Source organism: Saccharopolyspora sp. NPDC002578 (genome assembly GCF_053592695.1).
Genome location: NZ_JBSFWJ010000026.1, coordinates 35,399 through 54,647, shown reverse-complemented (window position 1 = coordinate 54,647; position 19,249 = coordinate 35,399). Strand labels below are relative to the sequence as shown.

23 protein-coding genes and 1 tRNA gene are annotated in these 19,249 nt (G+C 71.6%); 16 read left to right on the top strand and 8 right to left on the bottom strand.

What is annotated here, in order from left to right; genetic code table 11:
- Positions 1-4: 4 nt before the first annotated feature.
- The 7 genes from ACWD38_RS14970 to ACWD38_RS14940 all read left to right on the top strand — a co-directional run bounded on the left by ACWD38_RS14970 (position 5) and on the right by ACWD38_RS14940 (position 5,709).
- Positions 5-1,219 (top strand): sensor histidine kinase, encoded by a 1,215-nt coding sequence (locus tag ACWD38_RS14970; RefSeq protein ID WP_184476518.1) that lies wholly within the window; start codon positions 5-7, stop codon positions 1,217-1,219.
- Positions 1,216-1,869, top strand: coding sequence for a response regulator (locus tag ACWD38_RS14965; protein WP_450124248.1), 654 nt, complete (start codon positions 1,216-1,218; stop codon positions 1,867-1,869). The genes ACWD38_RS14970 and ACWD38_RS14965 overlap by 4 nt, the downstream gene beginning before the upstream one ends.
- A 364-nt stretch (positions 1,870-2,233) precedes the next feature.
- On the top strand, positions 2,234-2,686 hold the full coding sequence (crcB, locus tag ACWD38_RS14960; RefSeq protein WP_450124247.1) for a fluoride efflux transporter CrcB: 453 nt from the start codon (positions 2,234-2,236) through the stop codon (positions 2,684-2,686).
- A gap of 1 nt (position 2,687) precedes the next feature.
- A complete protein-coding gene (locus ACWD38_RS14955) occupies positions 2,688-3,014 on the top strand; it encodes a DUF190 domain-containing protein (protein ID WP_184476524.1) in 327 nt (108 codons plus the stop codon).
- A complete protein-coding gene (gene crcB, locus ACWD38_RS14950) occupies positions 3,011-3,379 on the top strand; it encodes a fluoride efflux transporter CrcB (protein ID WP_450124246.1) in 369 nt (122 codons plus the stop codon). Before ACWD38_RS14955 ends, crcB (ACWD38_RS14950) begins: the two co-directional genes overlap by 4 nt.
- Positions 3,380-3,543: 164 nt before the next feature.
- Entirely contained in the window at positions 3,544-4,212 is a 669-nt protein-coding gene (locus ACWD38_RS14945; protein WP_184476528.1) for an HAD-IA family hydrolase, read from the top strand.
- 300 nt (positions 4,213-4,512) lie between these two features.
- Positions 4,513-5,709: a VanZ family protein gene (locus tag ACWD38_RS14940; protein ID WP_184476530.1), complete on the top strand. Its 1,197-nt coding sequence runs from the start codon at positions 4,513-4,515 to the stop codon at positions 5,707-5,709.
- A 27-nt stretch (positions 5,710-5,736) separates the two neighbouring features.
- Here the strand turns inward: ACWD38_RS14940 and ACWD38_RS14935 are convergent, their stop codons facing one another.
- The 3 genes from ACWD38_RS14935 to ACWD38_RS14925 all read right to left on the bottom strand — a co-directional run bounded on the left by ACWD38_RS14935 (position 5,737) and on the right by ACWD38_RS14925 (position 8,078).
- The gene (locus ACWD38_RS14935) at positions 5,737-6,888 is read right to left on the bottom strand and encodes a cytochrome P450 (protein ID WP_450124245.1); all 1,152 of its coding nucleotides are present in this window, start codon (positions 6,886-6,888) and stop codon (positions 5,737-5,739) included.
- A 144-nt stretch (positions 6,889-7,032) separates the two neighbouring features.
- Positions 7,033-7,227, bottom strand: coding sequence for a DUF397 domain-containing protein (locus ACWD38_RS14930; protein ID WP_450124244.1), 195 nt, complete (start codon positions 7,225-7,227; stop codon positions 7,033-7,035).
- 5 nt (positions 7,228-7,232) lie between these two features.
- Positions 7,233-8,078, bottom strand: coding sequence for a helix-turn-helix domain-containing protein (locus tag ACWD38_RS14925; RefSeq protein WP_184476536.1), 846 nt, complete (start codon positions 8,076-8,078; stop codon positions 7,233-7,235).
- Between the two features lie 159 nt (positions 8,079-8,237).
- Between ACWD38_RS14925 and ACWD38_RS14920 the strand changes: the two genes are divergently transcribed.
- Together ACWD38_RS14920 and ACWD38_RS14915 are read left to right on the top strand one after the other, a co-directional pair.
- Positions 8,238-8,489, top strand: coding sequence for a hypothetical protein (locus tag ACWD38_RS14920; protein ID WP_184476538.1), 252 nt, complete (start codon positions 8,238-8,240; stop codon positions 8,487-8,489).
- Complete coding sequence (locus ACWD38_RS14915) at positions 8,486-8,881, top strand: hypothetical protein (RefSeq protein WP_450124243.1); 396 nt, start codon at positions 8,486-8,488, stop codon at positions 8,879-8,881. Before ACWD38_RS14920 ends, ACWD38_RS14915 begins: the two co-directional genes overlap by 4 nt.
- 180 nt (positions 8,882-9,061) lie before the next feature.
- Here ACWD38_RS14915 and ACWD38_RS14910 read toward each other — a convergent pair whose 3' ends face one another.
- Positions 9,062-9,913, bottom strand: coding sequence for a helix-turn-helix transcriptional regulator (locus tag ACWD38_RS14910; RefSeq protein ID WP_450124242.1), 852 nt, complete (start codon positions 9,911-9,913; stop codon positions 9,062-9,064).
- Positions 9,914-10,038: 125 nt separating this feature from the next.
- Here ACWD38_RS14910 and ACWD38_RS14905 point away from each other — a divergent pair, with 125 nt between their 5' ends.
- Together ACWD38_RS14905 and ACWD38_RS14900 are read left to right on the top strand one after the other, a co-directional pair.
- Positions 10,039-11,031 carry an aldo/keto reductase gene (locus tag ACWD38_RS14905; RefSeq protein ID WP_184476544.1) on the top strand — a complete coding sequence of 331 codons (993 nt, stop codon included), beginning with the start codon at positions 10,039-10,041 and terminating at the stop codon, positions 11,029-11,031.
- A gap of 137 nt (positions 11,032-11,168) precedes the next feature.
- The gene (locus ACWD38_RS14900) at positions 11,169-11,504 is read left to right on the top strand and encodes a hypothetical protein (RefSeq protein ID WP_184476546.1); all 336 of its coding nucleotides are present in this window, start codon (positions 11,169-11,171) and stop codon (positions 11,502-11,504) included.
- A gap of 30 nt (positions 11,505-11,534) precedes the next feature.
- Here ACWD38_RS14900 and ACWD38_RS14895 read toward each other — a convergent pair whose 3' ends face one another.
- Positions 11,535-13,274, bottom strand: a complete 1,740-nt coding sequence (locus tag ACWD38_RS14895; protein WP_450124241.1) for a transglycosylase domain-containing protein — start codon at positions 13,272-13,274, stop codon at positions 11,535-11,537.
- A gap of 226 nt (positions 13,275-13,500) precedes the next feature.
- Here ACWD38_RS14895 and ACWD38_RS14890 point away from each other — a divergent pair, with 226 nt between their 5' ends.
- On the top strand, positions 13,501-13,995 hold the full coding sequence (locus tag ACWD38_RS14890; RefSeq protein ID WP_184476550.1) for a hypothetical protein: 495 nt from the start codon (positions 13,501-13,503) through the stop codon (positions 13,993-13,995).
- 44 nt (positions 13,996-14,039) lie between these two features.
- On the opposite strand, the gene ACWD38_RS14885 is transcribed toward ACWD38_RS14890, so the two are convergent.
- Positions 14,040-14,384, bottom strand: coding sequence for a hypothetical protein (locus ACWD38_RS14885; RefSeq protein WP_184476552.1), 345 nt, complete (start codon positions 14,382-14,384; stop codon positions 14,040-14,042).
- Positions 14,385-14,590: 206 nt separating this feature from the next.
- Here ACWD38_RS14885 and ACWD38_RS14880 point away from each other — a divergent pair, with 206 nt between their 5' ends.
- The 3 genes from ACWD38_RS14880 to ACWD38_RS14870 are packed head-to-tail and all read left to right on the top strand — an operon-like array spanning position 14,591 to position 16,696.
- On the top strand, positions 14,591-15,256 hold the full coding sequence (locus tag ACWD38_RS14880; protein ID WP_184476554.1) for a response regulator: 666 nt from the start codon (positions 14,591-14,593) through the stop codon (positions 15,254-15,256).
- Positions 15,253-16,401, top strand: coding sequence for a sensor histidine kinase (locus ACWD38_RS14875; RefSeq protein WP_450124240.1), 1,149 nt, complete (start codon positions 15,253-15,255; stop codon positions 16,399-16,401). The genes ACWD38_RS14880 and ACWD38_RS14875 overlap by 4 nt, the downstream gene beginning before the upstream one ends.
- Before the next feature lie 37 nt (positions 16,402-16,438).
- A complete protein-coding gene (locus ACWD38_RS14870; protein WP_221315673.1) occupies positions 16,439-16,696 on the top strand; it encodes a hypothetical protein in 258 nt (85 codons plus the stop codon).
- Positions 16,697-16,827: 131 nt separating this feature from the next.
- Here ACWD38_RS14870 and ACWD38_RS14865 read toward each other — a convergent pair whose 3' ends face one another.
- Complete coding sequence (locus tag ACWD38_RS14865; protein ID WP_450124239.1) at positions 16,828-17,799, bottom strand: ferritin-like domain-containing protein; 972 nt, start codon at positions 17,797-17,799, stop codon at positions 16,828-16,830.
- 382 nt (positions 17,800-18,181) lie between these two features.
- Between ACWD38_RS14865 and ACWD38_RS14860 the strand changes: the two genes are divergently transcribed.
- On the top strand, positions 18,182-19,063 hold the full coding sequence (locus ACWD38_RS14860) for a phosphotransferase family protein (protein ID WP_450124238.1): 882 nt from the start codon (positions 18,182-18,184) through the stop codon (positions 19,061-19,063).
- A 72-nt stretch (positions 19,064-19,135) separates the two neighbouring features.
- On the opposite strand, the gene ACWD38_RS14855 is transcribed toward ACWD38_RS14860, so the two are convergent.
- A tRNA-Arg gene (locus ACWD38_RS14855) sits at positions 19,136-19,208 on the bottom strand.
- Positions 19,209-19,249: the final 41 nt, after the last annotated feature.

The window sequence follows — 19,249 nt, the reverse complement described above, 5'->3', positions numbered from 1 at the left end:
GCTGATGATGCGGCGAACGCTCGGGCCGGTGCTGCGCTCGACCTACCGGAGGTGGGCCTACCTGGTGTTCGGCGGGGCGATGCTGGTGCCGCCGCTGGTGTTCGCCGCCGTGGTCGTCCCGGCGGTGGTGCCGATCGCGACCGGTCTCGGTGCGGCGATCGTCATCGGAACGGTGCTGACGGTGGTGGGGGCGGTGGGCTGCTCGTTCGTGCCCGCCGTGCGGGTGCTGGAGGCCGCGGCGGTGCGCGCGCTGCTCGACGATCCCGCACCGGACGCGGAGGTCGACGGCCCGGCGGTGCGGGGGCGGGCGAGCGCGCTGTTCGTCGCGCACGCGCTCATCGGAGGGGTGATGAGCGCGCTGAGCGTGGTGCTGCCGGTGCTGTTCGTGCTGTCGGTGCCGGCACCGTTCACCGGGTTGCTCGGGCTGGGGCCGGGCGCGGAGGTGGCGGTGCCGACGGGGTGGGCCGGTGCCTGGGTGCCTGCAGCGGCACTGCTGGGGGTAGTGCTGCTGCTCGGCGCGATCGCAGGCACCGGCGGGTTGTTCCGCCGCGCCGCCGCCGCGCTGCTCGGAGTGCCCGCGGGGCAGCGCATCGCGCAGCTGGAGCAGCGGGCCGAGCAGCACGCGGAACGCACGCGGCTGGCCCGCGAGCTGCACGATTCCGTCGGTCACGCGCTGAGCGTGGTGTCGGTGCAGGCCGGGGCCGCTCGCCGCGTGCTGGCGCGCGATCGGGAGGCCGCTGAAGCGGCGCTGCTGGCGATCGAGGAATCGGCCCGCGCCGCGCAGGACGACCTCGACCACGTCCTCGGGTTGCTGCGGGACGAGGCGCCGCGGGAGCCGGTGGGCCTGGCCCGGTTGCCCGCGTTGCTGGCCGCGACCGAGGACGCCGGGCTCCCGGTGGACGCCGAGCTGCGCGGCGACCTGCTCGCCGTGGGCCCGGAGGTGTCCGGCGCCGCGTTCCGGATCGTTCAGGAAAGCCTGACCAACGTGCTGCGCCACGCCGGTAAGGTCCCGGTCGAGCTGCGGGTGGACGTCGAAGGCGGGCAGCTGGCGGTGGTCGTGCGCAATCCGCGCGGCGGCGCCCGGCTCCGCGCCGCAGGGGGCGGTCGCGGCTTGGCGGGCATCGCCGAACGCGTGGAGCTGCTGCGCGGGGAGTTCCACGCGGGACCGCGTGGCCAGGACTGGGAGGTCGCGGTGCGGATTCCGCTGGGGCGCTCGTGAACCGCATCGGCGTGCTGCTGGTCGACGACGAACCGCTGATCCGGTCGGGGCTGCGCGCGATCCTGGACTCCGAACCGGACATCGTCGTGGTCGGTGAAGCGGCCGACGGGGCGGAGGTGCCCGGCCAGGTGCGCCGGGCGCGGCCCGACGTGGTGCTGATGGACGTGCGGATGCCCGCCGTGGACGGCATCCGCGCCACCGAGCACTTGCTGTCCGCTGTGGATGGTTCGCTGAAGGTGCTGGTGGTGACGACCTTCGAGAACGACGATCACGTCTACGACGCGCTGCGGGCGGGCGCCAGCGGTTTCCTGCTGAAGCGGGCCGGGCCGGAGCAGATCGTCGCCGCGGTGCGCACCGTCGCCGCCGGCGAATCGCTGCTGTTCCCCGCCGCGATCCGGCGCCTCGCCGCCCGCCACGCCCACACGGCGAGCGGACTCGACGACGCCGGGCTCAGCGGTCGCGAAGCGGAGGTGCTGCGCCTGATGGCGACCGGCCTGTCCAACGGCGAGATCGCCCAGCACCTGTTCCTGGGCGTGCAGACGGTCAAGACCCACGTCGGAAACGTCTTGGCCAAACTAGGCGCCCGAGACCGAACCCAAGCAGTAATCAGAGCCTTCGAATCAGGCTTCATCCCACCCACCGAACCCTGACAACACCGACGCAGGACGGGCGAAGCCCCGTCTGCCTCGCGGCCGAAGGCCGTGCCTGTATGTGCGAAGCACATAGCCCACGTCGAAAAGCCGACCACCGGCGGGTTCTCAGTTGCTTCCTCGCGAGGACAGCTTTTTCCCCCGTGGCGGAGCCACTCGGGAAAAAGATCCCGCAGCGAGAGACCGGCTGAGGTTCCGCCACCCGACCACCCAAGCCACACGAGCCGTGCAAACACCCCAGGTAGAATCGGCCTAGCGGCGGTGGGACTCGCCGTATCGGGCTCCGGAGAACCGCGGCAACGGCGCCGCCGATGGTCCCTGCTGGCCCCGGCGAACGTCGCCGGGTGCACGTAGGAGGCTGCGCATGGCGAACGAGACCGCGGACGTCCAGACCCCCGCACATCGACGGCGATTCACGCGCTCCCAGGGTGCGGTGTTGCTGGTCATCGCCTTGGGCGGTGGTCTCGGAGCCGTCGCCCGCTACGGAATCCTGCGGTGGCTGCCGACCGCTCCCGGGCAGTTCCCGTGGGGGACGTTCGCGATCAACGTGCTCGGTTGCCTGCTCATCGGCGTGCTGATGGTGCTGATCACCGAGGTGTGGACGGCGCATCCGCTGGTGCGGCCGTTCCTCGGTGTCGGCGTGCTCGGTGGCTTCACCACTTTCTCCACCTACGCGGTGGAATTCAGCGAGCTGCTGCGGCCGGGCGACGTCGTGGTCGCCGCCGCTTACCTGGCGGGGACGCTGGTGTGCGCGCTGCTCGCGGTGCTCCTCGGAGTCGCGGTCACCCGGTGGGCGATCTCCCGGAAGGAGAGCTGAGATGGCACTGCGCATGTCGATCTTCCTCGGGGCCGACGACCGCTGGCACCACAAGCCGCTCTACCACGAGATCGTCAAGCGGGCGCGCGACGCGGGCCTGGCCGGGGCGACGGTGCTGCGCGGCGTCGAGGGCTACGGGACGTCGTCGCGGGTGCACACCACGCGGCTGCTCGACCTCGCCGAAGACCTGCCGATCCTGGTGGTCGTCGTCGACTCGGAGCAGCGGATCCGGGCGTTCCTGCCGGAGCTGGACGAGCTGATCACCGATGGCGCGGTGATCCTCGACGAAGTCGAGGCCATCACCTACCGAGGGGGCAGGCGATCGTGACCGCCGCACTGGTGTTCCTCGGGGCGATGGTCGGCGCCCCGCTGCGCTACCTCGCGGACCGGGCGGTGCAGTCCCGCCACGACACGCTGTTCCCGTGGGGGACGTTGACCGTCAACGTGCTGGGTTCGCTGGTGCTGGGCGGGCTCACCGCGGCGGGAACGGTGCTGCCGCCCGCGGTGTCCGCGGTCGTCGGGGTCGGGTTCTGCGGTGCGCTGACGACCTACAGCACGTTCGGCTACGAGACGCTGCGGCTGGCGCAGGACGAGGCGTACTTCTACGCCGCGCTCAACGTGGTCGTGAGCGTGTTCGCGTCGGTGGGCGCGGCGCTGCTCGGCCGGGTCGCCGTGCTGGCCGTGCTCGGGTGAGCCGTCCGGCTCGAACCTCGTCGTGAACGGGCCGGATTCGCGATCGGGCGATTCGCGGGCGGTGGAATCGCGTGCCGGTTCTCGGCGATTCGGCGGGGTCTGGTGCGCGATGCCGAACACCGCGATGGTGGTAGCGCACGAATCCGGGAACAGGAAGGACCGCCATGCCCGCTCCGCTCACCTCGCGCGCACTGCTGTTCGACATGGACGGCACGCTCGTCGACTCCACCGCAGTGATCGAGCGGACGTGGCGCTGCTTCGCCGATCGGCACGGCCTGGACGTGGCGGACATCCTCGCGGATTCGCACGGCCGCCGTGGTGAGGAGACCATCGCGCGCCACCTGCCCGACGGCGCCGACCTCGCCGCGGAGATCGCCCTCGTCGATGAGCAGGAGATGCGGGACCTCGACGGCGTGGTCGCCGTTGCGGGGGCCGCCGAACTGCTCGGCGAACTGCCCGCGGGCCGGTGGGCGCTGGTCACCTCCGCGAATGCGGCTCTGGCGCAGCGGCGGATGTCCGCGGTCGGGTTGCCGATGCCGGACGTGGTGGTCACCGCCGACGACGTGAGCCTGGGCAAACCCGACCCTGAGGGGTACCGCAAGGCCGCCGCCGCGATCGGCGTGCTGCCCGAGCAGACCGTGATCTTCGAGGACGCCGAGGCCGGGGTCGCCGCCGCGCTCGCCGCGGGCGGGCGCACGGTGGTCGTCGGGTCGCACGCGGGCCCGGCGACGTCCGGCCTGGCCCGCATCCAGGACTTCCGCGGCGTCCGCGTGCGCCACGAACAGACGGGACTAGTCGTCGAGCTGTCCACGGACCAGCCGGCACGACGTTGAGCCTGCGTTCGGTCTCAGCCTGGTTAGGGGGCGGGTGGCGGAACCTCAGTGGCTTCCTCGCTGCGGGATCATTTTTCCAAGTGGCTCCGCCACGAGGAAAAATGCTGTCCTCGCGAGGAAGCCACTGAGAACCCGCTGCGGTGCCGGTTGCTCAAGCTGGTCACTGCTCAGCGGCTTCGCCGCTGACGGGGTGAGGACTTCGCTCGCTCGGGACGCGGCGGTGATTCTCGGCCCAATGGCCGGGGTGGGCGTGCCTAACGGCCGAAGCGCGGTGGGGCGTCCGGGCGGGACGCTGCTGCGGTGGCCGACGCGTACCTGCTCCCGATCCGCACCGCCGCGGTGCTGTTCCCGCTGCTCGCCTTCCTGCTGCTGGTCCCGGTGGCGGTGGTGCTCTACCGCAGGCACGGGGTGATGCGCTGGTGGGCGCTGTCGTTCTACGCGTTCCTCTACTACCTGATCACCGCGTACTGCCTGGTGCTGATGCCGCTGCCCAGCCCTTCGCTGGACGTGTGCGCCGAATATCCGCGGATGCGCGCGTGGCAGCTGATGCCGGGCAACACGTTCCGGGATGTGTGGAAGGAAGCCGAGCACCGCGTCACCTTCGGTGATCTCGTGCTGCACAACTCGGCGGTGATCGAGACCGGGTTCAACCTGCTCCTGCTGCTGCCGCTGGGCGTGTTCCTGCGCTACCACTTCCGCCGCGGTCCGCTGGTGTCGCTCGCGATCGCGGCCGGGGTGGCGCTGTCGTTCGAGGTGACGCAAGGGACCGGCGTGTTCGGGCTCTACGAGTGCCCGTACCGGCTGTTCGACGTGGACGACCTGGTGGTGAACGTCGCCGGTGCGATGCTCGGCTGGGTGATCGGCGGCCCGGTGTCCCGCGCGCTGCCGCAACTGACCACATTGGACGGACGAGTGCTGGCGCGGCATCCCGTTCCGTTCGGCCGCCGCGTGGTGGCGCTGCTGGTCGACTTCGGGGCGACGGTCGTGCTGAGCGGGTTCGGCCTGCTGGCCGCGCTCGTCCTGGACCTGCCGCTGTGGCTGCCGCCGTTCGCGGTGCTCGGCGCGTGGTTCGTGGTGCTGCCCGCGCTGACGGGCGCGACACCGGGCAAGCGCCTGCTGCTGCTGGAACTCGTCGACGCCGAGGGACGCCGACCGGCGGTGTGGCGCCTGCTGGTGCGGGCGGTGGTGCTGGCGGTGCCGTTCCTGCCGCCGCTGGTTCCCGTGCTGCTGGTGGCCGAGCGGGGAGCGCTCGCCGACCTCGTCCGGTTCGCGCGGGCCGGGGAGATCGACACGGATGTGCTGCTCGTGGTGGCGCTGGGGGTGGCGATCGAGTTCGTTTCGCTGTTCCTCGTGCTCACCTATGCGCTCGTGGTGCGGTTCCACCCGAGGGACCGCAGCGTCCACGACCTCGTCTCGGGCGTCAGCAACCGCGCGTTGCCGCACCACAACGCGGATCGGCGGACCGCCGAGGACCGCGAATCCGTCCTGACCGGATAGCCGGTCGGCACGCCATCGAGACCGGCCTCAGGAGTCGAGCGCCACCACGAGTCCGCGGAGCTCGTAGCCGCTGATGGCGTCGTTGAACGAGACCCGAGGCGACGACTCCATCCGCACCGGCAGGCTCAGCAGCCGGTGCAGGAACACGTCGGTCTCCAAGACCGCGAGGTGCGCGCCGGGGCACTTGTGCGGCCCATCCCCGAACGACAATCCCGCCGCCCCGCTGGGAATCGCCCGGCCGGGCCGCAGCTCCAGCGGTTCGTCGCCGACCTCCGCCGCGTCCGCGTTGGCGTCGTCGAGCACGAGTTCCACGGTCGATCCGGCCGGGATCACGTCGTTCCCGGGGAGTTCCACGGCGGCGGTGGTGCGCCGCCGGAGCCGGCCGATCACCGGCTCCAGGCGCAGGATCTCGTGCAGCAGCCCCAGCCGATCCGCCTCCGGCGCCGCCAGGTAGCGCCCGCGCAGCTCCGCGTCGGAGAGCAGGTGCCACGCGGCGAGGTTGATGAACTCCCGCGTCGTCACCATGCCCGCGGCGGCGAACGTGATGCACTCGCCGAGGACTTCCGCGTCGGAGCAGCCCTCGTCGAGCAGGTGCGAGATCAGGTCGTCGCGCCGCTGCCGCCGCCGCTCCCGCACCGCGGGCCGCACGTCGCGGAAGTAGATCGCGCTCCAGTTCCGCGCCTGCCGCCACACCCACGTGAGGCCGGTCCAGCTGGTGAAACCGGGTGCGTCGAACTCCTCCGGGAAGAACCGCTCCAACCGGCCGCGGATGCCGGGGCGGCTCTCGGTCAACCCGATCACGGCGGAGGTGACGCCGATCGCGAGCTCGAACCCCAGGTCCGCCAAGTGCGCCCGCCCGTCCCGGCGCAGCACCGCGAGCTGCGCCTCGGTGACGTCGCCCATGAGCTCGCGGTACTGCTCGTCGACGCGCCGCGGGGTGAAGAACCGCGCCGTCTGCCGCCGGTGCTCCCGGTGTTCGGGCCCGTCCCGGTAGAGCACCGGACGCCGGATGCCCGAGGGCATGTGCCGCATCGTCTCCACGCCCAGCCCGGCCTGCTCGGCGTCCGCGCGGCGCAGCACCGTCCGCGCCGCCGCCTGCCCGCGGATCCGCCACACGCCGTCGGAATCGAGCTGCACCGGGCAGCCCCCGGTGTCCGGTCGGTCCACTTTGCGCACCATGCGAACGCCTCCCCGCGGCTCGTGCGGTTCTTGCGTAGCAGCCGACGCGGTGCCCCGACCACACCTCACCCCCGACCGGCCTAGCGCCGCACCGGACGCGCGAAGCCCCGGCGGGGGTTGTGCCGCCGGGGCTTCGGGTGGTGGTCAGATGTCGAAGCGGCCGTTCTTGGTGGCGGCCAGGAACGCGGACCACTGCGCGGTGTCGGCGGTGAAGTGCCCGGCGTCCCGGTCCTTGCTGTCCCGAACCGCCGCACCGCCGAGAACCCTGCCGACCTCGACGCACGCTGTCTGCTGGCCGGAGCGGGTGGATTTCCGCCAGCCCGTCACCTGGATGTCCATGAGTCCTACCCCTCTAAGCGCTCGATCTGGGAGGAGATGAAGTCGGCCGTCTGCTCCTCGTCCATCGCTTCCTGGCGGAGGGTACCGACCGCGTCGCGGTATGCCTTGATCGTCGCCGGGCGGGAGATGAACACGCCGGTCGCGAACATCTCCACGTGCACGATCGGCGCTGCCTGCGGGAATTCGAAGAACATGAAGTGGCCGCCGCGCATCGGTGTCCACCGGTGCAGGCCAGCGGCGAGCACGTGAAGTGAGACGTTCGGCTTCTGCGCTGCATTCAAGAGGTGGCGGAGCTGATCGGCCTGTTCCTCCGGGCCGCATACTTGGTCGGTGAGGGCCTGCTCGGCGATCAGGGCCTCGAACTTCGGCCCCTTGCGCTTGTCCAGCAGGTCACGCCGACCCGCGCGCATTCCGATCTTCGCTTCGCGTTCGCCTACCGGGAGATCTTTCATGACCGCGCGGGCGTAGTCCGACGTCTGCAGGAGACCTGGGATCAGCAGCGGAGCGACTTCGGTGATCTGGGTGGCGGTCCGCTCGTACTCGATCAGCGTCACCAGCTCGTCGCGCACGCCGGGGATGCCGGGCCTGATCCAGTCCGGATCGTCGGCTTCCCGCGCCATTTCGACCAGGCGCTCGCGTTCACCGCTGGAGATCTCCAGCGCGGACAGGATCGAGCTGACGTCTTCCGCGGTGATCGGACGCGAACCGGCCTCGGTACGAGTGATCCAACCGTGCGAAACGCCGATCCGGCGAGCCAGTTCGCGCACGCCGACACCGGTGTCGATGCGTAGTTTTCGCAGTTCTGCGGCGAGAGTTCGCGCTTTCGGGCTGCCAGCTGTGGATCGTGCCATGAACCAGATCCAAGCAGGTCATCGGCATATTCGCTGTCACCTGGTCGGGGAATTGCCGTGGAGCGCCCGGTCGCTCAAAGTGGATTGCGATACACCGAGCGGATCGAGATACGGTCTCGCGGAATCGAGCGACTGCTCTGGACATCTCAGGAGGCCTTCATGGGCGTCGGTGACGTCGTGCGCGTGCGGTTTCGGCCGGGAGTGGTCGGGGAGGCGGCACGCGTCGTCCACCAGGCGGTGGTCCTGCCGACCGGGGCCTGCTTCTCCTTGTGCGAGGCCGTGATCGGGGAGTCGGAGGCCGAATTCCTCGACGGGGTCGGCGGAATGCCGTGCATGGTGTGCGTCCGCGTGATGGCCCTGCGGTCGTCCGCCGGAGGACGCGAACTCGACGCACCGGGCGCGGCCTCGTGATCGGGCGGGCGTGGCTCACCTCGGAGTGGTGCTCGACCTGGCACGTCGTGGATCGGGCGGCGCGCGGGACGCTGATCGTCGCCACGTGCGGGCATCCGCTCACCGGCCGCATGTCCCGAGTCCTCGACGGCCCGCCGCCGCCGGACGGGCGCGAGGTGTGCCAGTCCTGCGTCGCGGTGACCGGGAACGAGCACGTGCCGGGATGGGCCTCCGCGTTCGACGTCGCCTTGGTGGTGCTGGCGGAGCGCCGTTCCTTCCGCGCCGCGCTCCCGCCCGAACCGCGGATCGACTGGCCGGAGCGGGATCCGGACGCGCCGGGGCTCGTGCCGCGTCCGCAGTGGCTGCCACCGATTCCAGGCTTCGGCCGCCGCGCGCTCGCAGCGGTGGCCTGACCCCGACCGCGATCCACCGCTTCCCCCGGCGGTGGACCGCGCCTCGCCGGAAGCGGCTCGCGACCCCGACCGCGAACGCTCCGGCGAGGCATCCGGCGCCCGGCCCTCCTCCCCGGCGGGCGCTGGAAGGCCGGACCGGTGAGCGGCCCACACCTCACCGGTCCGGCCACCCCGCGGGGGTCACCTGTCCGGTGTGGACTCCGCCGGGAACTCCTCGGTGCCGAGGACGCGGAGCAGGTCCAGGCGTTCGCGGGACTCGGCGTCGGCGGCGGTGAGCACCAGGAGTTCCTGGCGCTGGTCCGGGGTGACGAGGGTTTCGCAGTCCACCAGCACCGGGCCGACCCTCGGGTGCACCACCGTCTTGCGGTCGGCGCGGCGCACACCCACCTCGTGCTCGTCCCAGCGGCGGCGGAAGTCCTCGCTGACCGCCCGCAGCCGCTCCACGAACGCCGCGACCTCCGGATCACCGGAACGCCTGCCTGCCGTCGCGCGCAGGTCGGCGACGAGCTCGCGGGAATGCCGCTCGCGCTCCTCCGGCAGCTGGGCGTGGTCCTCGGACTCGGTGAACCAGCGGTAGGCGAGGTGGCGGCGATCGCCGGTGAAACCCATCTGATCGCCCATCAGCAGGACGCCCATCCGGTTCTGCGCCAGCACCTCCCCGAGGTCGGAGAGCACCGCCGCCGGAACGTCGCCGAGCAGGTCGAGCATGCGCAGCAACCCCGCTCGGGCCAACCGGGCCGCGCTCTCCGCGAACGGCGGATGGTGCCCGGCGAGGTGGAAAAGGTGGTCGCGCTCGTCATCGGTGAGCCGCAGCGCGCGAGCCAGCGCGCCGATCAGCTGCTCCGACGGCTGGCTGCTGCGGCCCTGTTCGAGCCGCACCACGTAGTCCACGGACATGCCCGCCAGCATCGCCACCTCCTCGCGGCGCAGCCCGGCGGTGCGGCGACGCGGGCCCTCGGTGATGCCGACATCGGCCGGACGCACCGATTCCCGGCGCCGGCGCAGGAAGTGGGCCAACTGCTCGCGCTGCATGCCCCCATGCTCCTCGGCCGCCTCGGCGCGAGCCAGGGAGCGGCTCTCCCACGATGAACGCTCGCTGCCACCACGCCCCGTCGCGGCCCAAGGTGGACGGCAGGACGACGACAGAGGAGCACACCATGCAGACACGCCACCTGGGCAGCACCGGACCGACGACCTCCGCACTCGGGCTGGGGGCGATGGGCATGTCCGGCGCCTACGGCGACACCGACCGGGCGGAGAGCATCGCCACCGTGCACGCCGCGCTCGACGCGGGCGTCACCCTGATCGACACCGGCGACTTCTACGGCGTGGGCCACAACGAACTGCTGCTCGCCGAAGCCCTGCGCGACCGCGACCGCGACGACTACCAGCTGAGCGTCAAGTTCGGCGCCCTCAGCGGACCCGACGGCATCCCCCGCGGCTACGACGGGCGGCCCGAAGCGGTGCGCAACTCGCTGGCCCACAGCCTCACCCGGCTCGGCACCGACCACATCGACCTCTACCGCCCCGCCCGCCTCGACCCGGCCGTGCCCATCGAGGACACCGTCGGCGCCATCAAGGACATGGTCGAAGCCGGGTACGTGCGCCACATCGGACTCTCCGAGGTCGACGCCGACACGATCCGCCGGGCGCACGCCGTGCACCCGATCGCCGACCTGCAGATCGAGTACTCGCTGCTGTCCCGCGCGGTGGAGGCTGAGGTGCTGCCGGTGCTGCGCGAACTCGGCATCGGCCTGACCGCCTACGGCGTGCTCGGGCGAGGGCTCATCTCCGGGCACTGGAGCGCGGACCGCAACGCTCCCGGCGACCACCGCGTGCTGTCGCCCCGGTTCAGCAGCGGCAACGTCGAGCACAACCTCGCCCTGGTGGAGGCGCTGCGGCGAGTCGCGGAAGCCAAGGACTGCACCGTCGCCCAGCTCGCCATCGCATGGGTCGCCGCGCAGGGCGAGGACATCGTGCCCCTGGTCGGCGCCCGCACCCGCGAGCGCCTGAACGAGGCGCTGCCCGCCGAGCGGGTGCTGCTCACCGCGGAGGACCTGGCGGAGATCGAGCGGGCGGTGCCGCGCGGATCGGCCCGCGGCGACCGGTACCCGACGGCGTTCATGGCCGACCTCGGCGTCGGCAACTGAGCGCCGACCCGGGCCCCGGGCCCCGCGTTGCTCTGAACGAGTGAACATCGACTTCGTGGGCTTGGGGAATGTGCGCCTGTGGCAGGGTCCTGCGCTTGCAACGACACCGTCAACAGGAGCAACCGATGGGGGTTTCCATGAGAACAGGTCACAGGCGGCTCGCCCTGGTCGCAGCCTTATGCGCGCTCGGCTTCACCGCGATGGCACCGGCGGCGCTGTCCGCCTCGCCGCGCGGTGGCGAGGGGGACTACCTGGTGGACGGCGCGGCGATCCGGCCCGAGCCGAACAGGAGCAAGGGGCCGATCGGGTCCGGTTACGTCGCGCACCAGGTCGACATGCACTGCGGGGCGTACGGCGAGGAGATCGACGGACGCTCCGATTGGTACTTCCACACCGATGTCACCACCGGCGTGACCGGATGGACGCACGGCTCGGCCGTCGACCCGTACTCCGACTACTTGCCGGAGTGCTGACCTAGGACGGTCACCGGGAACGACGCCCCGCTACTCGACCACGCTGATCATGAACTGCTCCCAGATCTTCTCCGCGGTGGATTCGCCGGGGAGCGGGCGGCCGTCGGCGTCGACGAGCGAGCGGGGTTTGTTCTCCGCGTCGGCGGCGCTGAGCACGATCGACGTCGCGTACCGCGAGGTGAACCCGTTCGCCCACGCCGTCATCGAGTAGTAGCGCCCCGATTCGAGCGCCGCCGGCCGCGGACGGACCTCCGGCCAGATCGTGCGGGTGATGCCGCTCGCCACGCGGCCGGTGTCGCCGTCGAAAGCGGGCCGGGAATCCGGGGTGGTGGAGAAGATCTCGCGGCCGTCCCGGTCGACGATCGCCGCGAGGAAGTGCGGCCGGGCCCGGTGGCCGTCGACGAGCGCGGCGTAGGCGGTCGCGAAATCGGTCGCGCTCAGCGGGTGCTCGCCCGCGAGCAGGTCGACGACGTCGGCCCGGCCCGCCTCGTCGCCGAGCAGCCCCAGCCGGATCGCGGTGTCCCGGACGGAATCCGGGTCGGTCGGGGTGGCCTGCGCCGACTCGCCGCAGTCCAGCCCGTCGCACGCCACGACCGCGGTGGGACCTTCGCGCACCTGGGCCACGCGGACCACGGGATCCACCGCAGTGCCGGGTTGCTGCGGGGCCGCGGCCCAGTCGTAGCCGCCGACGGTGTCGGTGCCGCTGTGGTACGCGCGCACCGCGCCGGTGCCCGGTTCGACGGCGACCAGCGCGGCGTGCAGCTCGGGGCCGCCGACGCCCGCGACGGCCCCCTCGGCGGCCCGCTGCGCGTCGGCGTCGATGGTGGTGACGAGCGAGGCGCCGTTGCGCTGGAGCAGGTCCTCGGTGAAACCGGCGCGTTCGGCTTCCGCCAGCGCGAGCTGCCGGACGTGGTAAGCGGTGCCGGTGGTGTTCTCCTGCTTCCACTCGGTGCGACCGCGGGTCTCGGGCAGCCGCATGTCCGCCGGGGCGTCGACGAGGCCGTGGCGCTGCATCTGCCCGGCGACGTACTCCCAGCGCGCCCGCCCCTGCTCCGGGTCGTACGCCGGATCGTTCTCGGTGGGGCGCTGCACCATTCCCGCCAGCAGCGCGGATTCGCTCGGATCGAGGTCGCGGGGCAGCTTCCCGAAGTACGCCTCGGCGGCGGCGTGGATCCCGTAGGCGCCGCGCCCGTAGTAGGCGGTGTTCATGTAGGCCTTGAGGATGTCGTCCTTGGACAGCTCGTTGGTCACCTTGAACGCGAGCACCACCTCCTTGAACTTCCGGAAGTAGCTGTGCTCGTCGGCGCCGGTGGCGAGCTTGATGTACTGCTGGGTGATCGTGGAGCCGCCCCCGGCGCTGCCCGTCGCCTGCGCCCACATCGCCCGGAGGATGCCGGCGACGTCGAAACCCGGGTTGCGGTAGAAGGAGATGTCCTCGGCGGCGAGGGTGGCGTCGCGCATCGGCCGCGACACCTCCCCGTGCAGGTCCGCCACCATCGTCCGGTCGCCGGAGGGCGGCACGATCCGCGTCATCTCGGTTCGATCGGAGTGCAGCACCGCCACGGACTGGTTCGTCTCCGCCGCGATCAGCCGAGGATCGGGGGTGGGCCAGATCCAGTAGCCGATCCCGAAGGCGACGGCGCCGACGAGCAGCACCGCACCCGCGGCGCCGAGCACGACCCTGCGCACCGTCCGCCACGGCCGTCGCACCCGCCCGGCACCCCGCTCGTCCGCCGCACCGCGCACGCGTCCCCCGATCCCTCGCTCCACCGACCAGCCCCTGGAAGGGCCGTGACACCACTGATCATGGTCGGGTTCGCGGAGCCGTGCCTCGGCCGTTCGGCCGCGGAAGGCGGTTGCGGCCTCGGCTGAGCGGCCGGATCCGCACCCCCGCCGGAGGAAGTGGACGAGCCGCCCGTGCACGGGGCCCGGTTCTGGTTTGCTGATGGCGCAAGCGAAACGCGCCGGGACGTTCCCGGGGGGAGAGGGGCGAGTCGTGGGATCGACGGAGGAACCGCGCGAGACCGGACGCGACGAGGACGCCCCGCCCGCGCCGGCCCGCGGCGACATGCCCTACGGCGGAGCACCCGGGGCGCTCGTCGACTACGTCGAGTACGTCGTCCAGGTCGCGTCCTACGTGGGGGCCGCCGGTCTAGGTGGCGTGATCGGCAACCGCGCGGACGCCTCCACCGTGGCCGCCGCCAAAGCGCTGTTCCGGTCGGCGACCTCGCGCTGGCATCGGCGGCGCGAGGACGCGGCCGACGCGGCGCTCACCGAACAGGAGGCCCGCGACATCGCCCGCGGTGCCGCCCTGACGATGCACTGGGTAGGCGAGGATTCCCTGCTGGAGGTCGTGGAATCCGAGCGCCACGGGCAATCCTGGACGGTGCGCCTGCGGCACCGGCGCAGCGGCGGCGCGGCCGAGATCCTCCACGTCACCGTCGGTTCCGGTGATCCCGGACAGGCGCGGATCATCGTCGTCGCGGGTTAGCGGAACGGCTCCCCGACGTGCCAGGACGTCGGGGAGCCGAACGGTCACTCGCCTGCCGGGTTCGCGGGGACGGCGGGCGTGCCCGGCTCCAGCTCGACCGGCAGCGACTGGATCGGCTGCGCGGGAACGGCGGGCGTGCCCGGCTCCAGCGGGACCGACGGCGCGCACTCGACCGGCGTGCCCGGCTGGTCCTGCGCCGCACCGATCTGCTTCGCGGGCTCGGTCTTCAAGCCGGGGGCGCCGCGCTCCAACGGGACGGACGGCGAGCACTCCAGCGGCGGGGTCGGTGCGGAGTCCGACCCGGCGAACGCGACGGCGCCGCCCGCGCCACCGAGCACGATGGCGAGACCGGCAGCGGCGACGACGACCTTCTTGCGCAGAGCGAGCATGGGAATGTCCTTTCCTGGTGCGGAAATCCGCCCGGCGGCCGATCCGCCGGAGGTGAACCTCGGCGGTGCGCCGCGTTCGGAACCCATGAAGCCAGACCGGGGTTATCGCGGGTGTCTGGCGATCTCCATATGTCCGCCATATGCCCGCGGGTGGACGATGTGCACGCTCCCGCCAGGTGGAGCGCGGGCGCGGAAAGGGCGGCACAGTGCGGGTGTTGGTCGTGGAGGACGAGGACTTCCTCGCCGAGGCGTTGCGGTCCGGCCTGCACAAGGAGGGCATGGCCGTGGACATCGCCGGGGACGGGATCACCGCGCTGGAGAGCGTCGCCGTCAACGAGTACGACGTGATGGTGCTGGACCGGGACATCCCCGGTGTGCACGGCGACGACGTCTGCCGGCAGGTGGTCGCCGAACACCCCGAATGCCGCATCCTGATGCTCACCGCCGCCGGGCGCCTCGCCGACAAGGTCGACGGGCTCTCCCTCGGCTCGGACGACTACCTGGTCAAACCGTTCGACTTCCCCGAACTCGTCGCCCGGCTGCACGCCCTGCGCCGCCGCGCCGCGCCCGCGGCACCACCCGTGCTGCACCACGGCGACCTGCGGCTCGACCCCGCGCGCCGCGACGCGCACCGCGGCGACCGGCCGCTGCGGCTGACCCGCAAGGAATTCGCCGTGCTGGAACTGCTGATGCGCGCCGACGGCGCGGTGCTCAGCGCCGAGCAGCTGCTGGAGAAGGCGTGGGACGAGCACGCCGACCCGTTCACCAACGCGGTGCGCATCACCGTCTCCACGCTGCGCCGCAAGCTCGGCGACCCGCCGATCCTGCGCACCGCCACCGGAGTCGGCTACTACCTGGGAGCCACCGCGTGAGCATCTCGGCGACCCTGCGGCGCAGCCGGATGTCCATCCGCGTCCGGCTCACCCTGCTGCTGGGCGGGGCCGTGCTGGCCTGCGGATTGCTGCTGCTGGCCACCGTCTACGCCCTGATGCGCTACGTCCCGCGCTACGCCCCGGCGCCGAGCACGCTGCTGCAACGACCGGGCACGCCGTCCGACGGCGCGATCGCGATCCGCCCCGCCTTCGAGGCGACCATCGCCACCAGGGACGACTTCCTGGACGTGCTGCTGCAGGTCTCCAGCGTCGCGCTCATCGGATTGGCGCTGGTCGCGTTCCTGCTCGGCTGGATCATCGCCGGGCGCATCCTCGCCCCCGTCCACCGCATCGCCTCCACCGCGCGCACCGTCGCGGGCGACAACCTGCACGAACGCATCCAGCTCGACGGCCGCCGCGACGAGTTCACCGAACTCGCCGACACCATCGACACGATGCTCGACCGCCTGCACACCAGCTTCGAAGCCCAGCAGCGCTTCGCCGCCAACGCCTCGCACGAACTGCGCACCCCGCTGGCCACCACCCGCACCATGCTGCAAGTGGCCCTCGCCCACCCCGCGGACCACGAACTCGCCGCGCTCGCCCCGAAACTGCTCGCCACCAACGACCGCAGCATCACGACAGTGGAGTCCCTGCTCGCCCTGTCCCGCGCCGACCACGGCATCGCGGACCCGCACCCCGTCGACCTCACCGCCGTCGCCGAGCACGCCCTGGACCAGGTGCGCGACGAAGCGGCCGCGAGCGGTATCGACCTCCGCGCCGACCTGCGCCCCGCCCGCGTGGACGGCGACCAGGACCTGCTGCACCACCTGGTGATCAACCTGCTGCAGAACGCCGTCCGCCACAACCACCCCGGCGGCAGCGCGCACCTGACCATCGCGACGTCGGAGGGCGCGGTGACCATCCGCGTCACCAACACCGGCGAGCCGATCCCCGCCGAAGCCGCCGACCGGCTCTTCGAGGCGTTCCACCGCCACCGCACCCGCACCCGATCCCGCGGCCACGGCCTCGGCCTCACCCTCGTCCGCGCCATCGCGGGCAGCCACCACGGCACCGCCACCGCCACCGCGCGCCCCGACGGCGGCCTCACCATCGAGGTCGACCTGCCCGGACCGATCGGCTGATGCCGGTGCGGTCGGCGCACTGGCACCGTCGATACCCATGGGAATGTTCGAGATGAAACCGAAGCTCGCCACCGTGAAGGGGCGGGCCGTCCGATGCGTGGTGTGCGGGCACGACGCGTTCTGGTCCCGCGAGGTCAAGCTGAACTCCTCGGGAGCCGAGCTGATCAGCATGGCGTGGGCGAACCAGTCCGCCGTGGGCCTGATCTGCGCCGACTGCGGCTACGTGCACGAATTCGCCGGCAAGCGCCCGAAGCTGTGGAGCCAGAAGCGCGGTTACCCGGAGGGCGCGAAGTGATCGGCCGGTGCCGCTCCGCGAGGTGAAGGCCGTTCGGCGGCGGACGCCGGGTGCCGCCCGGGCATCGTGCCGACGCTGGCCGATCCGCCCGACCCGGGGAGCCGCACCGGGCCAGGCGAACCGGCGCGCGCTCAGCCGTTGGCGGCGCTCGTGTTGATCTCGCCGTTGACCCCGCGCGGGAAGAACCCGCCCGAGGTCGCCTCCTTGTTGGTCAGGTACACGATGTTGAGCACCTGACCGGCGCTGCGGCTGTAGGTGACGCCGAACTGATCGGTGGGCACGATGTTGGCCCGCCCGTTCTCGTCCACGACGCCCTGATCGAGATCGTCGGCGCCGTCCAAGGAGTCCCGGGCATCGGAGAGCTTGACCGAAGCTTCCTTGAGGTCGCGGCCGAGCAGCCCCGTCCCCAGCAGACCGGTGTCCTTCGAGTACAGCGCACTGCGGATGTTCGCCGCGTGATAGGCCTCGGCCGCGAGAATCCCCGCCGCCGCCTCCAGATAAGTCTTGTTCGACACCAGCGGCGCGGCACCCTTGTACGCGCTCACCCCGACGTCTTCGAACAAGTAGGCCGCCAGCAGGAAGTTGTCCTCGTTGGCGAACGGGTCGAACGCCTCCCCGGACCGGACCAGACCGGCGGCCTGCGCCGCGGCGGTGAAGCTGTTCTGCAGATCGATCTCCGGCTGCGCCACCGCGGCCGAGCCCAGCGCGCTGCGCAGGAACTCCACGTGCGCCCGCTCGTCCGCCGCGATCTCCTCGGCGTACTGGCGGACCATCTTGCTCTCGAACCGCACGGAGTGGCCGCCGGTCACCCCGCCGCGAGCCCCCGCACCACCGGTCAGCTTGTCCGGGATGCCCGCTCCGGTCACGGCGTAGGAGTAGAACTGCGCTTCCAGGTACTCCAGGTTGAGCGCGAAGTTGAGGACCGCCCCATCGCTGGGCGCCTCCGCCGCGGTGGCCGCCGGAGCGAACACCGCGGACGACATCGTGGTGGCACCGACCACCCCCAGACCGCCCAACCCGGCACTGCGCAGGAAGCGGCGCCGATCAGTCTGGTTCTCCGAGCTCCGGTTGATCATCTTGACGACTTGGTTCCGACCGAACACGTGGTTCCTTCCCCCACCCCGGCGGCTTCGACCGCGTCACCCGGCCACCGCCCGAATGGTCATCTCGACGGACACCGGAGATTCGTCACCGATCACCCCGGCGCTTGGTCGACGGCGAGGGTCGTTGCACCAGGCGGTGGGAAAGGCGCCAGGCGGCACCGACGGGTGGCACCTGATCGGGGCGGTGCCCCGGGCCAGTCCCCGGCGAGCGTGCGGGATGCACGATCGACGCCATCCGCCGCGCCGGATACGCCGTCGACGCTGAGCTGTGGATCGTGGACGCCTACAAGTGCGGTAGCTGCCACGAGGAAGGCAATTGCGCTGCGTCGGGCACGGACGGCAACGAGAACACCGACACCCGCAAGTGATCGAAGGGGCCGACGTGACCACCTGGCAGGAACTTCCCGGCGAGGTGCGGGATTTCGTGCGGGGGCACGTCGGCCCCGTCTCGTCCGCGGTTGACATCACCAACGGGCGCAGCAGCGACCTCGCCGCGGTGCTCGACACCGCCGCCGGGCGCGTGTTCGTCAAGGGCGTCGAAGGCGTCAGTCGGCGAATGCGGCACCTGCGCAACGAGATCACCACCAGCACGCTCGCCGGAGACTTGGCGCCCGCTGTGCTGTTTTCCGAGGACATCGGGGAATGGCTCGTGGTCGGGTTCGAGTACCTGACCGGTCGCCCCGCGGATCTGAGCACCGGATCGGTCGATCTGCCGGTCGTAGCTGACGTGGTCAATCGGATCGGGGCTCGCCCCGGTGACGACACGCGGCCCTTGCGGAAGCGGTTCGGCGCTTACGATTGGTGGGGACGCCTCGACGCCGATGCGCCTGAGCTCATCGAAGGGTGGGACCTAGCCGATGCGGCTCGATGGTCGGCTGCGTTCCCGACGCTGGTCGACGGTGATCGGCTCGTGCACACCGACCTGCACGGGGATCAGATCATCATCGGCGACGGCCCCGCCCGCGTGATCGACTGGGCGTTCCCCGGCGCGGGAGCTGCCTGGGTCGATCCGGCGTTCATCGTTCTCCGGCTGATCGAAGCCGGACACGAGCCAGCCGACGCCGAGCAGTGGGCGCGCACCCACTTGAAGGGGTTGCAGGGCACCGACGACGCGCACCTGACCGCGTTCGCCGTCTACCTCGCGGGCATGTGGACGCACTGGACGATCACTCGCACCGGCCCCGGCCTGCACCACCGGGCCGGTCTCGCCCGCGACTACGCGGCATGGCGACTCGCACAGGAATCCGAGGCGTCGGAGAACTGATCTCGATTGCAGGGTTCAGCGGGGGTCGATCTTGAACCGACCGAATCCTCGCGTCCTTCACCAGCGAAAATGCGCCCCCGGCAGGATTCGAACCTGCGACACCGGCTTTAGGAGAGCCGTGCTCTATCCCCTGAGCTACGGGGGCGTGCGTCGACGTGTCGACCCTCGGAGGGTACCGGCCGGGGA

Coding starts and splice junctions, on each gene's coding strand:
- ACWD38_RS14920 (WP_184476538.1), top strand. CDS start 8,238: ATGGGCGTCGGTGACGTCGTGCGCGTGCGGTTTCGGCCGGGAGTGGTC.
- ACWD38_RS14970 (WP_184476518.1), top strand. CDS start 5: ATGATGCGGCGAACGCTCGGGCCGGTGCTGCGCTCGACCTACCGGAGG.
- ACWD38_RS14945 (WP_184476528.1), top strand. CDS start 3,544: ATGCCCGCTCCGCTCACCTCGCGCGCACTGCTGTTCGACATGGACGGC.
- ACWD38_RS14935 (WP_450124245.1), bottom strand. CDS start 6,888: ATGGTGCGCAAAGTGGACCGACCGGACACCGGGGGCTGCCCGGTGCAG.
- crcB (WP_450124247.1), top strand. CDS start 2,234: ATGGCGAACGAGACCGCGGACGTCCAGACCCCCGCACATCGACGGCGA.
- ACWD38_RS14930 (WP_450124244.1), bottom strand. CDS start 7,227: ATGGACATCCAGGTGACGGGCTGGCGGAAATCCACCCGCTCCGGCCAG.
- ACWD38_RS14955 (WP_184476524.1), top strand. CDS start 2,688: ATGGCACTGCGCATGTCGATCTTCCTCGGGGCCGACGACCGCTGGCAC.
- ACWD38_RS14900 (WP_184476546.1), top strand. CDS start 11,169: ATGAGAACAGGTCACAGGCGGCTCGCCCTGGTCGCAGCCTTATGCGCG.
- ACWD38_RS14905 (WP_184476544.1), top strand. CDS start 10,039: ATGCAGACACGCCACCTGGGCAGCACCGGACCGACGACCTCCGCACTC.
- ACWD38_RS14870 (WP_221315673.1), top strand. CDS start 16,439: ATGGGAATGTTCGAGATGAAACCGAAGCTCGCCACCGTGAAGGGGCGG.
- ACWD38_RS14885 (WP_184476552.1), bottom strand. CDS start 14,384: ATGCTCGCTCTGCGCAAGAAGGTCGTCGTCGCCGCTGCCGGTCTCGCC.
- ACWD38_RS14925 (WP_184476536.1), bottom strand. CDS start 8,078: ATGGCACGATCCACAGCTGGCAGCCCGAAAGCGCGAACTCTCGCCGCA.
- ACWD38_RS14910 (WP_450124242.1), bottom strand. CDS start 9,913: ATGCAGCGCGAGCAGTTGGCCCACTTCCTGCGCCGGCGCCGGGAATCG.